Here is a 16633-nt window from a genome sequence, read left to right on the forward strand (position 1 = left end):
AAAGCCTCACAAATTTAGCGACGAAACGTCGCAAATTTATGTCGCAATCATGAAAGGTTTTAAAGCGATTCTCGTGCTAGCCAGAGCTTTGTTGCGAGTCTGACCAAAGAGAGCCCGAAGTTCAATGGGTGTCTGAGACGCAGACACCGCAAGGCGCGCTGCTCTTTGGCAGCACGCTCATGCGTGATTTTTCGGGGAGCCAAGCGCGCGACCCGGGTAGGGTCGCTGCGTCATCAGCGAGCTGCGGCCAGTTCCTGTTGGATACTGCCGACAGTGCGAGGCCAAGGTTTACCAGCCTGAACCTTGGCTGGCAAGACCTTGATGGCGGCGAGTGCCGCATTGCGGTCGGCAAAACTGCCGTAAGTCACCACGTACAGAGGCTTGCCCTGCAGGGTTTTCTTGAAATAACGGTACTCGGCGCCCTGCTCTTTCACGTAGCTCTGCGCAGTGGCTTCCGAGCTGGTGCCGAGGATCTGCACCACGTAATGACCTGGCGCCTGCCCTGCGTACCAACCACCACCGGCGACAGCCGGAGCGGCAGCAGCAGGCTTGGCGGCAGGAGCCGGTTTTGCAGCCGGTGCCGGAGCCGGAGCCGGTTTGGCCGTGGCAACCTGAGTCGGTGCCGGAGCTGGCTTGGCAGCCGGAGCATGTGCCGGTTTGGCCGCTGGAGCTGGAGCCGGACGCGGTGTCGGTACCGGCGTCTGGGCCATCGCCATGGTCGGTGCAGGACCCGCCGTGGCACCGGCAGGCGGTGCAGTGGTGGTCACGGTCGGCGGCTGCAACGGCTGATTGGCCGCCGGGCCACCGTCTTCACCGTCGCCTTCGCCGGAACCAGCGGCTTCAGCCAGCGGACCGCGCATGACTGGCTGCGAATTGCCGACCAACGGTAGCGGCATCGGCTGCGAATTGCCGGCGAACTCGATGGCCGGGCCACCGTTGTTCGATTGTTGCGTCGGCGCCTGGCCCTGACCCAGCGGCAATTGCGCCTGAGTACCACCCGGAGGCGTCGGTGCGCTGTTACGCCCAGGAATCATCACGGCCGCCAGCACCGCTGCGACAACCACTCCCCCCAAAGCCAACACGTGTTTCTTAGGCATCTTGAACCCCATACTTGGACGCTTGACCGCAGAGCGGCTGGCGATCATGGCTTCGATCATCGAGTCGCGCGCGACCTGGTTGATCGCGCCCGGCCATCCATTGGACTGTTCGTGAATATCGGTGATCTGCTCGGCAGTGAACACCTCGATCCCCCGGCCAGCACCTTCCAGACGCTGCTCCAGATACTCACGGGTTTCTTCTTCGGTGTACGGCGCCAGCTCGATCACATGAAAGCGCTCGCCCTCGACACCGCTGTCGGCACACAACTGGTCCAGGCGATCGATGATCGACGCCTCGCCGAACAGGAATACGTGCGGACGCCCTTCCGGAGTGCCCGCCGCCAATTCCAACAACGCTTCGAGTGCGGATTCGCCCAGTTGTTCGGCGTCATCCACCAATACATAGACTTCCTGACCGGTCAGCGCCAGTTGCACGACCTGAGTCAGAATGGCGCGCATCTCCGGCTGAGCCACGTTCAGCGCCTGAGCCACCTGACGCAGCACGCCGGCAGCATCGCCAGCGCCACGGGCGGAAACCACCACGCTTTGTACCGACTGCTTGTTCGTGCTCGCGACCAGCGCCTGACGCAGCAGGGTCTTGCCGCTGCCATGGGGGCCGGTCACCAGCAGCAGCAATTCGCTGTAACGGGCCAGATGATGCAATTGCCCCAGCACGGGCTTGCGCTGGGCCGGGAAAAACTTGAAGCCGGGGACCCGCGTGGCGAAGGGGTCATGACTCAATTGGTAATGACCTAGGAAGGCCTCATCGGCGTGCAAACTAGTCATGGATTTTTCATTAACCTCTAAGCTGATCCACCAGGGCGCGGTAGTCCGCAACCAGTGTGGCCTGTAGTACTTCTTTTGGATATTCGTCAGTCACCACCGCCTCGCCCATGTGGCGCAACAGCACCAGGCGCAAGCGACCGTCGATCACCTTCTTGTCCACCGCCATGTGCTCGAGGAAATGCTCCGGGGTCATGTCTTCAGGCGGCACGACCGGCAGGCCGGCACGCTGAAACAGACGGATGCCACGATCACGTTCCTGCTCGCTGATCCAGCCCAGGCGCGCCGACATCTCCAGCGCCATCACCGTACCGGCGGCAACTGCTTCACCGTGCAGCCAGACGCCATAGCCCATGTGGGTTTCGATGGCATGACCGAAGGTGTGACCCAGATTCAGCGTGGCACGAACACCCGATTCTCGCTCGTCGGCACCGACGACGGCCGCTTTGGCCGCGCAGGAGCGTTCGATGGCGGTGGTCAGCGCGGCTTGATCAAGCCCGCGCAGACGATCCATATGCTCTTCGAGCCAGGTCAGGAAAGGTTCGTCACAAATCAGACCGTATTTGATGACTTCCGCCAGCCCAGCCGACAGCTCGCGCGCCGGCAGACTGTTGAGCGAAGCGGTGTCGATCAGCACGGCATTGGGCTGGTAGAACGCGCCGACCATGTTCTTGCCCAGCGGATGGTTGATCCCGGTCTTGCCGCCCACCGAGGAGTCTACTTGCGACAACAGCGTGGTCGGCACCTGAATGAAGTCGACCCCACGCTGGTAACAGGCGGCAGCAAAGCCGGCCATGTCACCGATCACGCCGCCGCCCAGAGCGATCACCGTGGTCCGGCGGTCGTGCCGTGCGGTCAACAGCGCGTCGAAGATGGTTTGCAGGGTTTCCCAGTTCTTGAAGGCTTCGCCGTCCGGAAGGACGATCGGCAGAACGTTATAGCCCGCCAGCGTCTTGCGCAGGCGCTCCATGTACAGCGGCGCGACCGTGCTGTTGGAAACGATCGCCACCTGCTTGCCGGCGATGTATGGCGTGAGCAGTTCAGGCCGATCCAACAAGCCTTCGCCAATATGAATCGGGTAGCTGCGCTCGCCAAGCTCGACCTTGAGTGTCTGCATGTGTCCCCACACTGTTTAACAATTGGACGCCGGTGCGCGCACTCGTGGGAGTCGGCACGGGCCAGGGCGCAGGACCTTGGGTCGGCCCTGCTTTTTATGGTCGCCGAGAATAGCGCATTTCCGCCTGCGCTTTAACGGGGAGGAAGCTCTGCCAACAGGGCCAGGATGTCAAGAACCACCATGCGCGGCGGCCGCTCATCGGTCTCGATGATGACATCGGCGATTTCCCGGTACAGCGGATCACGGATCGCCAGCAGGTCGCGCAGCACCTTTGCCGGGTCCGCGGTGCGCAGCAGGGGGCGGTTACGGTCACGCGCCGTACGCCCTACCTGCTGTTCAACGGAGGCATGCAGATAGACCACTCGGCCACCGGCATGCAGGGCACGACGGTTTTCTTCGCGCATGACGGCGCCCCCACCCGTTGCCAGCACCACGCCATCAGCGGCGCAAAGCTCGGCAATCATGGCCTGCTCGCGATCACGAAAGCCCGCTTCTCCTTCCTTGTCGAAGATCCATGGGATATTGGCACCTGTTCTCAGCTCGATTTCCTTGTCGGAATCCTTGAACGGCAGTCGAAGCTCTTTGGCCAGCAGGCGACCGATGGTGCTTTTGCCAGCCCCCATCGGTCCCACAAGTATTAAATTTCGCACAGAATCAACGACTCACAGCAATCGCCTGGTTGTTCATGATACGCGGAGTGAGGAACACCAACAGCTCGGATTTTTTCTCCGAGACCACATCCCGCCGGAAAAGGCGGCCAACATACGGCACATCGCCCAAAAATGGCACCTTGTCGACGACTTTACTCTGCGTATTGGAGAACACACCACCAATTACGATGGTCTCGCCGTCGGAAACCAGCACCTTGGCGTTGACTTCGTTCTTCTTGATCGGCGGCACGCCCAGGACGGTGTTGACGTAGTCAGGTTCGTCCTTGGTGACTTTCACTTCCATGATGATGCGGTTGTCCGGGGTGATCTGCGGCGTCACTTCCAGCGACAGCGAAGCTTCCTTGAACGACACCGACGTCGCGCCACTGGAGCTGGCCTCCTGATACGGAACCTCGGTACCTTTCAGGATTTTCGCGGTTTCCTTGTCCGAGGTGACCACCTTCGGCTGCGAAACCACCTCGCCGTTACCGGTTTTTTCCATGGCACTCAGTTCGAGGTCCAGCAGCGTGTTGTTGGTCACGAAACCCAGACCGATGGTCGATGTCGCGTCCGATACGCCCATGTCGACGTAGGGGCCGTTGGTTGCGTTGGCACCGCTGACGGTACCGGCGCCGCCACCGACAAAGTTGCCGCGGGCCGCAGAACCGCCCCAACGCACGCCCAAGGCCTTGTCGTAATCGACGTTGGCTTCGACGATGCGCGCCTCGATCATCACCTGACGCACCGGGATGTCCAGCTGCGAGACGATGCGACGCAGTTCGTCCAGGCGGTCCTGGGTCTGGTAGGCAATGATGTTGTTGGTGCGCTCATCGACCGTGATCGAGCCACGCTCGTCGGTCTTGGACTCGCCACTGGTCACCGACTGGAACAGCTTGGCGATGTCGGCTGCCTTGGCGTAGTTGACCTGCAGCAGCTCGCGACGCAGCGGCGCCAGTTCGGAAATCTGCTTGAGCGATTCCAGCTCCTGACGTTCGCGCGCAGCGATCTCGTCGGCTGGCGCCACCAGCAACACGTTGCCGATCTTGCGCTTGTCCAGCCCCTTGGTTTTAAGCACCAGATCCAGCGCCTGATCCCACGGCACGTTCTGCAGACGCAGGGTGATACCGCCTTGAACCGTGTCACTGGCAACCAGGTTGAGGTTGGTGAAGTCGGCAATCAGCTGCAGCACCGAGCGCACATCGATGTCCTGAAAGTTCAGCGACAGCTTCTCACCGGTGTACACCAGCTTCTCCGCGTTACGCCGCTCAAGATCTTCGTTGGTCAGCGGACGCACGCTGATGGTCAGCTTGTTTTCGGTCTGGTAGGCGGAATAGTCGAAGGCACCGGACGGCTCGATGGAAATGCTCGCCTTGTCGCCGCTGACACTGGAATTGACGAACTGCACCGGCGTGGCGAAATCCTTCACGTCCAGACGTACACGCAGCGGCTCGGGCAATTGCGTACGGGCGAAGTCGACACGGATCTTGCCGCCCTGCTCCTGGATATCCGGCGCAATGCCTGCATCGCTCAGCTCGATGACCACATTGCCTTCACCCAGCTCACCGCGCTGGAAGTCGACATTCTTCACCGCACGCGGACCCGGCGTATAAGCGCGGGGAGCGGCGCTGACCGATGCCGGCGGCACACTGACACGCGGCGCACCCTGTGCGGTGCTCGGTTGCGAACCTTGCGCGGCAGCGGCGCCCTGGCCGACCACGACGAACAGATTGTTACCTTCGACCCGCGAGCTGTAAGGCGCCAGCGTGGTCAGGTTGATAATCACCCGGGTGCGGTCCTTGGCTTCGACCACCACCACGCTGTGGGCATTGCCCGAGCCGAGGTCACGGCTCTTGACCGCCAGACGGCTGGTCACGCCCGGCAGATCCAGGGCGATCCGCGCCGGCTGCTCGGTGGTATAACCTCGCGGCGCTGCCACCGGGCCGTCGAAGGACAGTTTCAATTCGACCCGATCCCCCGGCAATGCGGCGACATCCAGCGTCTTGAGGTTGGCCGCCTGGAGAATCGGTGAAAGCATCGCCATCCATAGCGATACGCCGATAATCGAAAGAATCCTAGTCATGTTCACATTCCACCACTGTGCCGATCCGAAGGTGTTTCGCTTGCTTGCCGTCTTCATGAACGCTCCTTGAGCGAAATGGTGCGCGGTCGTTCAAGCCACGCGCCTTCGCCATCGGGAACGATTTCCACCACCTGTACTGCCGACTCGGTGATCGCGACGATCCGGCCGTCGTTGCGACCCAGATAATCACCGACCTTGACCCGATGGACGCCACCCGCACCGCGCAACAGCGCGAACATGCCGGTTTCGTTGCTCAACGTGCCGACCATGTCGAAACCGTCGATATTGAAGCCTTCGAGGAATTGCTTGACCCGCGCCGGATCAGGCTGCACCAGCCGCGAGCCTTTCTGGCGGTTGACCAGATCGACCTTGATCGGCGGCTGGAACGGGCTGCGCAGACTCGCAGCCGCATAGGTGAACGCCTCGTAGGGCCGGAACTTCGGCATGGGCTCGATAGCACCGACCGGACGGGCGCGCACGTCACTCATGAATTGTTTCAGATCGTCGAACTCGCTGGAGCTGTCACAGCCCGCAAGCCCCATCAGCGCCACGCCGATGCACAACCAACGCACCGCGCTCATTTCGCCGTTCCTTTGTTATCGATGTTCTGAAGGCCCTTGTCGTTGTAGCGATAGGTCTTGGCCAGAATGCTCATGCGCAGCTTGCCCGGCGACTTGGCGTCCACCGGTTTGATCTCGAAGTCATGCAGCGTGACGATGCGCGGCAAGCCGGCCACGCCGCTGACGAAGGTCGCCAGGTCGTGATAGGTGCCGGTGACCGTGATCTGGATCGGCAGCTCGATATAGAACTGCTGGGCCGCTTCCGGCAGCAGCTTGATCTCTTCGAACTCCAGCCCGCTGCCCAGCCCCGTGCGAGTGATGTCTTCCAGCAGACCGGGCACTTCAGTATCGCTGGGCAGTTGCCGCAGCAAGGCACCGAAGGTGTTTTCCATCTCGACCATCTGGGTCTTGTAGGCGTTGAGGTTGGCGGCCTGATAGGCCTTGGTGGAGAACTGCTCCTTGAGCGTGGTCTCGTCCGCGCGGGCCTGATCGAGCTGGGCCTGCATGTCCTGGATGTAGAAGAAGTACCCGAGCGCCAGCACCAGTACCAGCAACAGCGCACCCGCGATGGTTTTCACCGCCGCAGGCCACGAACCCAGGTTGTTGACGTCCAGATCGTTGATATCGATCTTGCGCAGGCTGTCCAGCCATTCGTTCACATTCATGGCTTGCCCCCCTGCACCACGGGATCAGCCGCAGGCTGCGTCTGACGCACGGTCAACTGGAAGGAGTTGGACTGGTCGACCGAACCAGCGGCGCTGTTGGCCTTCACCTCGGTCAGGCTCGGCGCCTCCAGCCAGTCGGACGCGTCCAGATTGCGCAGCAGGTCGGAAACACGGTTGTTCGACTCGGCCGCACCGGAAATGCTGATCAGCTTGTCGGTCATCTTCACTTCGTTGAAATACACGCCATCGGGCAGCGTCCGCGCCAGTTGATCGAAAATCCGCCCGATGATCGGCCGGTTGCCCTGCAGGTCCTGGATGATTTTCATCCGTTCGAGCAACTGCTTGCGGCGGGTCTTGAGCTCGCTGATTTCCTTGATCCGCGCATCCAGCTGGACGATTTCGGTCTTGATGTACTGATTGCGCGCATTCTGGTGGCTGATGGCACTGCTCAAATATTGATCAGCCAGCAGAATCGCACCGATGCCGACAACCAGAACACCGGCCAGGGCCAGCAGGAAACGCTTCTTGCGCTCTTCGCGCAGTTGTTCACGCCAGGGCAGTAAGTTGATCCGTGCCATCAGTCGAAGCTCCTCAAGGCCAGACCACAGGCGATCATCAGAGCCGGCGCATCACTGGCCAGCGCACCGGCATTGACCTTGGCGCTCAGGGCCATGTCGGCAAAAGGGTTGGCGACCATGGTCGGCGTGCCCAGACGCTCCTGAATCAGACGATCCAGCCCGGCGATGGAAGCAGTACCACCGGCCAGCATGATGTAATCGACGCGGTTGTATTGCCCAGCGGCGAAGAAGAACTGCAGGGAACGGGAGACCTGCTGAACCACGGCATCCTTGAACGGCTGCAGCACTTCCAGCATGTAGTCGTCCGGCAGGCCGCCCTGTTTCTTGGCAAGACCCGCCTCGCCGAGGGACAGGCCGTAGCGGCGCTGGATCTCTTCAGTGAGCTGACGCCCGCCGAACAGTTGCTCGCGGGTGTAGATGATGCGGCCGTTGTGCAGCACGCTGAGGGTGGTCATGGTCGCGCCGATGTCGATCACCGCGACCGTCAGCTGGTCGTGATCCTGCCCCAGCTGCGCCGACAGCAGACCGAAGGAGCGCTCCAGCGCATAGGCCTCGACGTCAACCACTCGCGCGGTAAGTCCGGCCAGCGCCAGCGCAGCCTCGCGAACTTCGACGTTTTCCTTGCGGCAGGCAGCCAGCAGCACTTCAACCCGCTCGGGGTTGCGCGCCGAATAGCCCTGGACCTCGAAGTCGATGGCGACTTCTTCCAGCGGATAGGGAATGTACTGATCGGCCTCGATCTTGAGCTGGTTCTCCATTTCATCATCGGAGAGCCCGGCGTCCATCTCGATCGATTTGGTAATGACCGCAGAGCCGGCGACCGCTACCGCCGCGATTTTGACGTTGCTCTTGGCCTTGACCAGCACACGCGTCAACGCATTGCCGACCCCTTCCAGCTCGGCAATGTTCTTCTCGACCACTGCGTTGGCGGGCAGCGGCTCGACCGCGTAAGACTCGACCTTGTAGCGGGTACCGGAACGACTCAGTTCAAGGAGTTTTACCGAGGTGGAGCTAATATCGATCCCTAGAAGGGTATTGGCCTTCTTACTAAAGAGTTCGAACACAACCGATTCCCTATGCCTTTCCGTCACTTACGGATATTTTTTTGTCCAACACCACTGTCGGCAGCCTTGACAGTAGCGCAAATAACGCTCGGCGACGAAAAATGCTTATAATGCCCAGCGTTTTTTTCGTGTAGCAAAGCTTCAAGGCGTGTTCATTTGTGAATGCCTGCGCTTAACCCATTCTTTTTCCTGGAAATCCAAAAGCCTTGATACGCCTGCTGAAGTTTTTCTGGTGGTCCCTCGTCGCTATCGTCTGCGGGCTGCTGCTCGGTTTGAGCGGTGCCTTCCTTTACCTCGCCCCGAATCTGCCTTCGGTTGATGCCCTGCGCAACATCCAGCTGCAGATCCCGCTGAGGGTATACAGCAGCGATGGCAAACTGATTGCCGAATTCGGTGAAATGCGCCGTTCTCCCATCCGTTTCGCCGACATTCCGCCCAACTTCATTCATGCGCTGCTCTCGGCCGAAGACGACAATTTCGCCAACCATTACGGCGTCGACCCCAGCAGCCTGATGCGCGCCGCCAGCCAGCTGGTCAAGAGCGGCCACATTCAGTCCGGCGGCTCGACCATCACCATGCAGGTCGCGAAGAACTACTTCCTGACCAGCGAGCGCAGCTTCTCACGAAAAACCACCGAGATTCTCCTGGCCTTGCAAATCGAGCGCCAACTTACCAAGGACGAGATTCTCGAGCTGTACGTCAACAAGATCTATCTGGGTAACCGCGCCTACGGTATCGAGGCCGCAGCGCAGGTGTACTACGGCAAATCCATCCGTGACCTGAGCGTCGCGCAGATGGCCATGATTGCCGGCCTGCCCAAGGCACCGTCACGATTCAACCCACTGGCCAACCCGGTCCGCGCCAAAGAGCGCCGCGACTGGATTCTGGGCCGCATGTTCAAACTGGGCAAGATCGACCAGAACACTTACCAGACCGCCCTCGCCGAGCCGATCAACGCCAGCTACCACGTCCAGAGTCCGGAAGTGAACGCGCCGTACATCGCCGAGATGGCCCGTGCCGAAATGGTCGGTCGCTACGGCAGCGAAGCCTACACAGAAGGCTTCCGCGTCACCACCACCGTACCGAGCGATTTGCAGGAAGACGCCAACAAGGCGGTGCAGGACGGCCTGATCGAATACGACCAGCGTCACGGCTACCGTGGCCCGGAAAGCCGCTTCTCCGGCCAGACCCGCGACGGCTGGGTGCAGGAACTGAGCAAGCAACGTCCGATCAGCGGCCTGGAGCCAGCCATCGTCACTCAGGTCGACGCCAAAGGCCTGCACGTCCTGACCCGCAACGGCGAGAAGGAAGAAACCGTTGCTTGGGACAGCATGAAATGGGCGCGCCCGTTCCTGAACACCAACACCGCTGGCGCCTCGCCACGGCAGCCATCGGACGTGTCCCACGTCGGCGACCTGATCCGCGTGCAACGCCAGGCCGACAACTCGCTGAAATTCAGCCAGATCCCGCAAGCGCAAGGCGCGCTGGTGTCGCTGGATCCGCATAACGGCGCGATCCGCGCACTGGTCGGTGGCTTCGCCTTCGAACAGAGCAACTACAACCGCGCCATGCAGGCCAAGCGTCAACCGGGTTCGAGCTTCAAGCCGTTCATCTACTCGGCAGCGCTGGACAGTGGCTACACCGCTGCCAGCCTGGTCAACGATGCGCCGATCGTGTTCGTCGACGAAGCGATCGACAAGGTCTGGCGACCGAAGAACGACACCGGCACTTTCCTCGGCCCGATCCGCCTGCGCGAAGCGCTGTACAAGTCGCGTAACCTGGTATCGATCCGCCTGCTGCAGAGCCTGGGCGTCAACTCGACGATCAACTACATCACCCGCTTCGGCTTCAACAAGCAGGATCTGCCGCCGAACCTGTCGCTGGCCCTGGGCACCGCCACACTGACGCCGATGGAAATCGTCAGTGGCTGGAGCGCCTTCGCCAACGGCGGCTACAAGGTCAATCCGTTCCTGATCGACAAGATCGAGGACCGCGAGGGCAAGACCCTGTTCGTTGCCAACCCGGCGACCGTTCCGGCCAACGACCCGAACCCGAAAGCCGTCAGCGAAACCGCGCTCAGCGATGCCTCGACCTTCGCTGCACCGCAGACGCCTGCGCTGACCACCAACGCCGCGCCTAACGCACTGGACAGCAGCGGCGCTGTAGCACCGGCACCGGTCGTGGCCGAGCGCATCGTCGATGGCCGCACCACCTACATCCTCAATAGCATGCTGCAGGACGTGATCAAGCGCGGCACCGGTCGTCGTGCGCTGGCGATGAACCGCCCGGACATCGCCGGCAAGACAGGTACCACCAACGACTCCAAGGACGCCTGGTTCTCCGGCTACAACGGCGACTACGTGACCACGGTCTGGACCGGCTTCGACCAGCCGGAAAGCCTTGGCCACAAGGAGTTCGGCGGCACCGTGGCGCTGCCGATCTGGATGAAATACATGAGCGCGGCGCTGAAAGACAAGCCGCCCCATGTCCAGGCCGAGCCTGATGGCATTCTCAACCTGCGGATCGATCCGTTCAGTGGTCGCCTGGCCTCACCGAGCACGCCGAATGCATTCTTCGAGCTGTTCAAGAACGAAGACATGCCTCCAAGCGTCAACGAACTGGGTGGTGGCGCACCTGGCGGCATTCCGGGCAACCCGCCCGGTGGACCTGCACGCGCCCCGGGCACGCCTTTGCCAGCAGACGAATCGGCGCCGATCGATTTGTTCTGACGGCGAGCACCTTGTAGCAGTCCGGCTTGCCGGCGGTAGCGACATTACGAACGCCACCGACCGCAAGCCGGACTGCTACAGAATGGAACGCACTGAACTGCAGGAGTGAGCTTGCTCGCGATTGCCGAGTATCAGACACCTGCGAAGCGGCCGAACGGACGCCATCGCGAGCAAGCTCACTCCTACACGGCAACGGTGTTAAGCCCATAAAAAAACCCGGCACATGGCCGGGTTTTTCATGGGCGACTGTTTTTAGCCGTTGAACACTTCATCCACGCTTTTCAGCGGGTAGTGCTTCGGATACGGCTGGGTCGCTACGCCGCTTTCGATGGCTGCCTTGGCAACGGCATCGGAAACGACTTCCAGCAGGCGCACGTCCAGTGGTTTCGGGATGATGTACTCACGACCGAATTCCAGCTTGATGCCGCCGTAGGCGTCGCAGACTTCCTGTGGCACCGGCAGCTTGGCCAGTTCGCGCAGGGCGTTGGCCGCAGCGATCTTCATTTCTTCGTTGATGCGCTTGGCGCGAACGTCCAGAGCACCGCGGAAGATGAACGGGAAGCCCAGTACGTTGTTGACCTGGTTCGGGTAGTCCGAACGGCCGGTTGCCATGATCACGTCGCTGCGCGTGGCATGAGCCAGCTCTGGCGAGATTTCCGGATCCGGGTTGGAGCAGGCGAACACGATCGGGTTAGCCGCCATCGACTTCAGGCCTTCCGGGCTCAGCAGGTTCGGGCCGGACAGGCCAACGAACACGTCAGCACCGTCCAGAGCGTCGGCCAGGGTGCGCTTGTCGGTCGCGTGGGCGAACTGCGCCTTGTACTGGTTCAGATCGGAACGGTCGGCGTGCACCACACCGTTACGGTCGATCATGAAGATGTTTTCGATCTTCGCGCCCATGCTCACCAGCAGTTTCATGCAGGAGATGGCCGCGGCACCGGCGCCCAGGCAGACGATCTTCGCCTCTTCCAGGGTTTTGCCGGCGATTTCCAGAGCGTTGATCATGCCGGCTGCGGTCACGATCGCAGTACCGTGCTGGTCATCGTGGAAAACCGGGATGTCGCACTGTTCGATCAGGGCCTTTTCGATCTCGAAGCACTCAGGTGCCTTGATGTCTTCCAGGTTGATGCCACCGAAAGTGATGGAGATGCGCTTGACGGTGTCGATGAACGCTTGCGGGCTTTCCGAGTCGACTTCGATGTCGAACACGTCGATGCCGGCGAAGCGCTTGAACAGCACGCCCTTGCCTTCCATGACCGGCTTGGAAGCCAGCGGGCCGAGGTTGCCCAGGCCGAGGATCGCGGTGCCATCGGAGATGACCGCTACCAGATTGCCCTTGCCGGTGTATTTGTAGGCCAGTTCAGGATCGCGACCGATTTCGCGGACCGGCTCAGCGACGCCCGGGCTGTAAGCCAGCGACAGATCGCGTGCTGTAGCGGTGGCCTTGGTGAGTTCGACGCTCAGTTTTCCCGGACGGGGATTGGCGTGATATTCGAGAGCGGCAGTTTTCAAATCTGACATGGGGGCATTCCGCTTTTTTGCTGTTGGACAGACGGACCGAGGAGCATACGCAACTCAGAAAGTCCTAACAAGACTGACGAGTCACCTGTGTCAAGAGGTCGCTTCTACGACTTTCAGCGTAGAGCGACGAGACACAGCGACGTCAGTTATCACAATAAAGCGGAATATTGTCTACAAATTTATTTGATGTTTGTATTCAACATCACCGGATAAGTGATCGGCATCATCCAGCGCGACTGCCCCGACTTGAGACCGCCGCGCCGCGAACGGTCGACGACCCAGCCGCGCGCCTCGATCTGCTTGCCCTGGAGCCGTTGCAGCGACGCAACATCGAACTGGCTCAGCAACTCAGGCGCAATGCGCAGCACCAGCCCGCCCTGCAGCTCGATCCACGCGCCACCACCATTACGCTGTACATCGTCGACCCGCCCGGACACCACGGCAAAGCCTCCGGCATTGATCTGATCCGCCGATTGCACTGGCGAATTGCGCCACAGACCCAGCCCGGCCTGACGAGCGGTGTTTTCCGCCGCCTGCTGACAGCTCACCAACGCGACGTTGGGCGCGACAGCTACCAGATAACCCAGCCCCTCCGACAGCAATTGCGCCTCGAGGTTGGCGCCATTACGGCCGTAGACGTTGGCCAGTGTGCGCCCGTAATGATCGGCGGCCTGCTCGCCGACCCGCAGCTGCACCTGCCCGTCACTTTCGTCCACAAGCGTTTGCAGACGGCGCTTGGCCGCTTCGGCAAAGGGCTGTGCCGACTGACCTTTTTTGCCAGTTTCTGGCGCATTCAGTCCAATCATGCGCACGCTGCGCCCGTCACTCAGACGCAGGGTGTCGCCATCGACCACCCGCTGAACCTGAGCCGTGGGCAAGGACGCCGGCGCCGAACACAGGGCGCTGGCAGTGGACAGCCAGATCGCGGGCACAAAAAAGGCGCCCACAAGGGACGCCTTTTTCAGTAGCCCGGAACAGCTCGGAGAGCGATCCAGAATAGCCACTCTTACTTCGCTTTAGCAGCGCCGAAAGCACCGAAACGCGACTTGAAGCGGTCAACACGGCCGCCGGCGTCCAGAGTCTTCTGCTTACCGGTGTAGAACGGGTGGCACTCGTTGCACACGTCCAGGCTCAGAGGCTTGGCCAGAGTGGAACGGGTTTTGATGACGTTGCCACAGCTGCAGGTTGCGTCAACGGCTTCGTAAACTGGATGGATATCAGCTTTCATGGATATTTCCTCAGGCTAGCGTGCCGCCACCCAACACTATTGTTGAATACCGCACGGAATTAGGCCGCGCATATTAACAGAAGACGCAAATGACGCAAGGGAACGCTGACGCCGGTCGTCTGTTAAGATCGCGGCCTTCGTCATACGCCGTAACAGGATATCCCCCGCGTGCCCGACGCCATCTTGCGCCTCGCCCTGCCTTCGCCGCTGCGTCGCCTGTTCGACTACCGCGCCCCCGCCGGTGTCCCGCGCAGCGCCTTGCAGCCGGGCATGCGCCTGCGGGTGCCGTTTGGCCGTCGCGAGATGATCGGCATTCTGGTGGAGGTCACCGACCACAGCGAAGTGCCGGCCGACAAGCTCAAGCCGGCCATCGCCCTGCTGGACAACCAGGCGCCGCTGCCCCCCGCGCTGTTCAAGCTGTGCCTGTGGACCGCGCAGTACTACCAGCACAGCCTTGGCGACACGTTGAGTTGGGCGCTGCCGGTGTTGCTGCGTCAGGGCGAGCCCGCCGAGGTGCGACAGGAACGTTTCTGGCAGATCGCCGAAGGCGCCAGCGTCGATGACCCGCGCATCGCCCGCGCGCCCAAGCAGAAAGAAGCACTGAAAACCCTGGCCCAGCACCCCCACGGCGTGGCGCATCAACTGCTGAGCAAGCTGATGCTCAACCGCGAGAGCCTGAACCTGCTGCTGGCCAAGGAACTGGTCACCGTGGAAGTGCGCGGGCATGCGCCGACCGAGCGCCATGAACACTGGCTGGCGCAGCCGGAACTGCCGCTCAACAGCGAGCAACGCGCCGCCTATGAGGCCATTCGCGCAGGCTTTGGCAGTTTCCATGCATCCTTGCTCGCGGGAGTGACCGGCAGTGGCAAGACCGAGGTCTACCTGCAACTGATCCGCGAAACCCTGGAAGCCGGCAAGCAGGCGCTGGTGCTGATCCCGGAAATCAACCTCGGCCCGCAGACCCTGGCGCGTTTCGAGCAACGCTTCAACGCCCGCATCGCCCTGCTGCACTCGGCGGTCAACGACCGCGAACGGCTGGACGCCTGGCTGGCTGCCCGCGATGGCGAGGCCGACATCATCATCGGCACGCGCTCGGCGCTGTTCACGCCGATGAAGAACCCCGGCCTGATCATCATCGATGAAGAACACGACGGTTCCTATAAACAGCAGGAAGGCCTGCGCTACCACGCCCGCGACCTGGCGCTGGTGCGCGCACGGCAAGAAGACATCCCCATCGTGCTGGGTTCGGCCACGCCGTCGCTGGAAAGCCTGCACAACGCCCACACCGGTCGCTACGCCCTGCTGCGCCTGAATCAGCGGGCTGGTGGCGCCCAGCAGCCGCGCTTCTTGCGCCTGGACGTCAAGAGCCGGCCGCTGGACAGCGGCATTTCCGGCCCCATGCAGCAGGCCATCGGCCAGACTCTGGCGGCGGGCCAACAGGTGTTGGTGTTCCTCAATCGCCGGGGGTTTGCGCCCACCCTGCTGTGTCACGACTGTGGCTGGCTGTCGGAATGCCAGCGCTGCGATGCGCGCATGACGGTGCATCAGCGCTCCGGCGAGTTGCGCTGCCATCATTGCGGGCATGTCGAGCGAGTGCCGCGCAATTGCCCGGCCTGCGGCAAGGTCGATCTGCGCCCGGTCGGTGCAGGCACCGAGCGTGCCGAGGAACGTCTGGCGATTCTGTTCCCTGACTATCCGGTGCTGCGCGTCGACCGCGACAGCACTTCGCGCAAGGACGCGATGAACCAGCTGTTCGCCACGATTCAGAAAGGCCAGCCGTGCATTCTGGTCGGCACGCAGATGCTTGCCAAAGGGCACCACTTCCCCCGGGTGACGCTGGTGTCGATCCTCGATGCCGACGGCGGGCTGTTTTCCGGCGACTTCCGCGCCAGCGAGCGCATGGCGCAACTGATCGTGCAGGTGGCGGGACGCGCCGGACGTGCCGAAGAGCCGGGCAAGGTGATCATTCAGACTCACCTGGCCGAGCACCCGCTGCTGGTGCAACTGACCGAGCAGGGCTATTTCGCCTTCGCCGAACAGGCCCTGAGCGAACGCCGCGCCGCCGGGCTGCCGCCGTTTTCTCATCTGGCACTGTTGCGTGCCGAAGCCCACAAACCGGGGCAGGCCGAGGGTTTTCTCGACGAGGCGTGCACAGAAGCCGAGCATTTGCTCAAGGAAATGGCGCTGGGTGGGATTGAACTGTTGGGCCCGGTTCCGGCTCCGATGGAGCGTCGGGCCGGTCGTTACCGCGCGCAATTACTGATTCAGGCCAACGCGCGAGCACCGCTGCACAAGCTGTTGGCGACCTGGCTGCTGGCACTGGAGAGCATGCCGAGCGGGCGCCAGGTGCGCTGGTCGCTGGATGTGGATCCGGTGGATTTGTATTGATCCTGCCGCCCTCATCGCGAGCAAGCTCACTCCTACAATGACTGCGGCGACTTGTAGGAGTGAGCTTGCTCGCGATAGCGGTGCGTTATCCACCGCAGCAGCATCAGGCCGGACACCATGAAAGGAAAGCTCGCCCCGCAAGGATGAAGATTCACAACCGCGCATCCAACGCG

At 61.7% G+C, this 16633-nt stretch carries 13 protein-coding genes; 2 read left to right on the forward strand and 11 right to left on the reverse strand.

What is annotated here, in order from left to right; all coding sequences use genetic code 11:
- Positions 1–233: 233 nt before the first annotated feature.
- The 8 genes from ACIPL0_RS01095 to ACIPL0_RS01130 form a co-directional block, all read right to left on the reverse strand.
- On the reverse strand, positions 234–1883 hold the full coding sequence (locus ACIPL0_RS01095) for an AAA family ATPase (RefSeq protein WP_400594649.1): 1650 nt from the start codon (positions 1881–1883) through the stop codon (positions 234–236).
- Positions 1884–1893: 10 nt separating this feature from the next.
- Complete coding sequence (gene aroB, locus ACIPL0_RS01100) at positions 1894–2997, reverse strand: 3-dehydroquinate synthase (RefSeq protein ID WP_400594647.1); 1104 nt, start codon at positions 2995–2997, stop codon at positions 1894–1896.
- A 131-nt stretch (positions 2998–3128) separates the two neighbouring features.
- The gene (gene aroK, locus ACIPL0_RS01105) at positions 3129–3647 is read right to left on the reverse strand and encodes a shikimate kinase AroK (RefSeq protein ID WP_400594645.1); all 519 of its coding nucleotides are present in this window, start codon (positions 3645–3647) and stop codon (positions 3129–3131) included.
- A gap of 4 nt (positions 3648–3651) precedes the next feature.
- Entirely contained in the window at positions 3652–5727 is a 2076-nt protein-coding gene (gene pilQ, locus ACIPL0_RS01110) for a type IV pilus secretin PilQ (RefSeq protein ID WP_400594642.1), read from the reverse strand.
- 53 nt (positions 5728–5780) lie between these two features.
- Entirely contained in the window at positions 5781–6308 is a 528-nt protein-coding gene (locus ACIPL0_RS01115; protein ID WP_400594639.1) for a pilus assembly protein PilP, read from the reverse strand.
- The gene (gene pilO / locus ACIPL0_RS01120) at positions 6305–6952 is read right to left on the reverse strand and encodes a type 4a pilus biogenesis protein PilO (protein WP_400594636.1); all 648 of its coding nucleotides are present in this window, start codon (positions 6950–6952) and stop codon (positions 6305–6307) included. Before pilO ends, ACIPL0_RS01115 begins: the two co-directional genes overlap by 4 nt.
- The gene (locus tag ACIPL0_RS01125; protein WP_400594633.1) at positions 6949–7530 is read right to left on the reverse strand and encodes a PilN domain-containing protein; all 582 of its coding nucleotides are present in this window, start codon (positions 7528–7530) and stop codon (positions 6949–6951) included. Before ACIPL0_RS01125 ends, pilO begins: the two co-directional genes overlap by 4 nt.
- Entirely contained in the window at positions 7530–8594 is a 1065-nt protein-coding gene (locus ACIPL0_RS01130; protein WP_400594630.1) for a pilus assembly protein PilM, read from the reverse strand. Before ACIPL0_RS01130 ends, ACIPL0_RS01125 begins: the two co-directional genes overlap by 1 nt.
- A 209-nt stretch (positions 8595–8803) precedes the next feature.
- Here ACIPL0_RS01130 and ACIPL0_RS01135 point away from each other — a divergent pair, with 209 nt between their 5' ends.
- Positions 8804–11323, forward strand: a complete 2520-nt coding sequence (locus ACIPL0_RS01135) for a penicillin-binding protein 1A (RefSeq protein WP_400731278.1) — start codon at positions 8804–8806, stop codon at positions 11321–11323.
- Positions 11324–11575: 252 nt separating this feature from the next.
- Here ACIPL0_RS01135 and ACIPL0_RS01140 read toward each other — a convergent pair whose 3' ends face one another.
- From ACIPL0_RS01140 to rpmE, 3 genes are all read right to left on the reverse strand, one after another.
- The gene (locus ACIPL0_RS01140; RefSeq protein ID WP_400594627.1) at positions 11576–12844 is read right to left on the reverse strand and encodes a malic enzyme-like NAD(P)-binding protein; all 1269 of its coding nucleotides are present in this window, start codon (positions 12842–12844) and stop codon (positions 11576–11578) included.
- Positions 12845–13023: 179 nt separating this feature from the next.
- A complete protein-coding gene (locus tag ACIPL0_RS01145) occupies positions 13024–13791 on the reverse strand; it encodes a thermonuclease family protein (RefSeq protein WP_400594624.1) in 768 nt (255 codons plus the stop codon).
- 59 nt (positions 13792–13850) lie between these two features.
- Positions 13851–14072 (reverse strand): 50S ribosomal protein L31, encoded by a 222-nt coding sequence (gene rpmE / locus ACIPL0_RS01150; protein WP_400731262.1) that lies wholly within the window; start codon positions 14070–14072, stop codon positions 13851–13853.
- 168 nt (positions 14073–14240) lie between these two features.
- Here rpmE and ACIPL0_RS01155 point away from each other — a divergent pair, with 168 nt between their 5' ends.
- Positions 14241–16460 (forward strand): primosomal protein N', encoded by a 2220-nt coding sequence (locus ACIPL0_RS01155; protein WP_400594618.1) that lies wholly within the window; start codon positions 14241–14243, stop codon positions 16458–16460.
- Positions 16461–16633 lie beyond the last annotated feature (173 nt).

The sequence above is a fragment of the Pseudomonas sp. NPDC090208 genome (genome assembly GCF_044746785.1).
Classification (GTDB): Bacteria; Pseudomonadota; Gammaproteobacteria; order Pseudomonadales; family Pseudomonadaceae; genus Aquipseudomonas.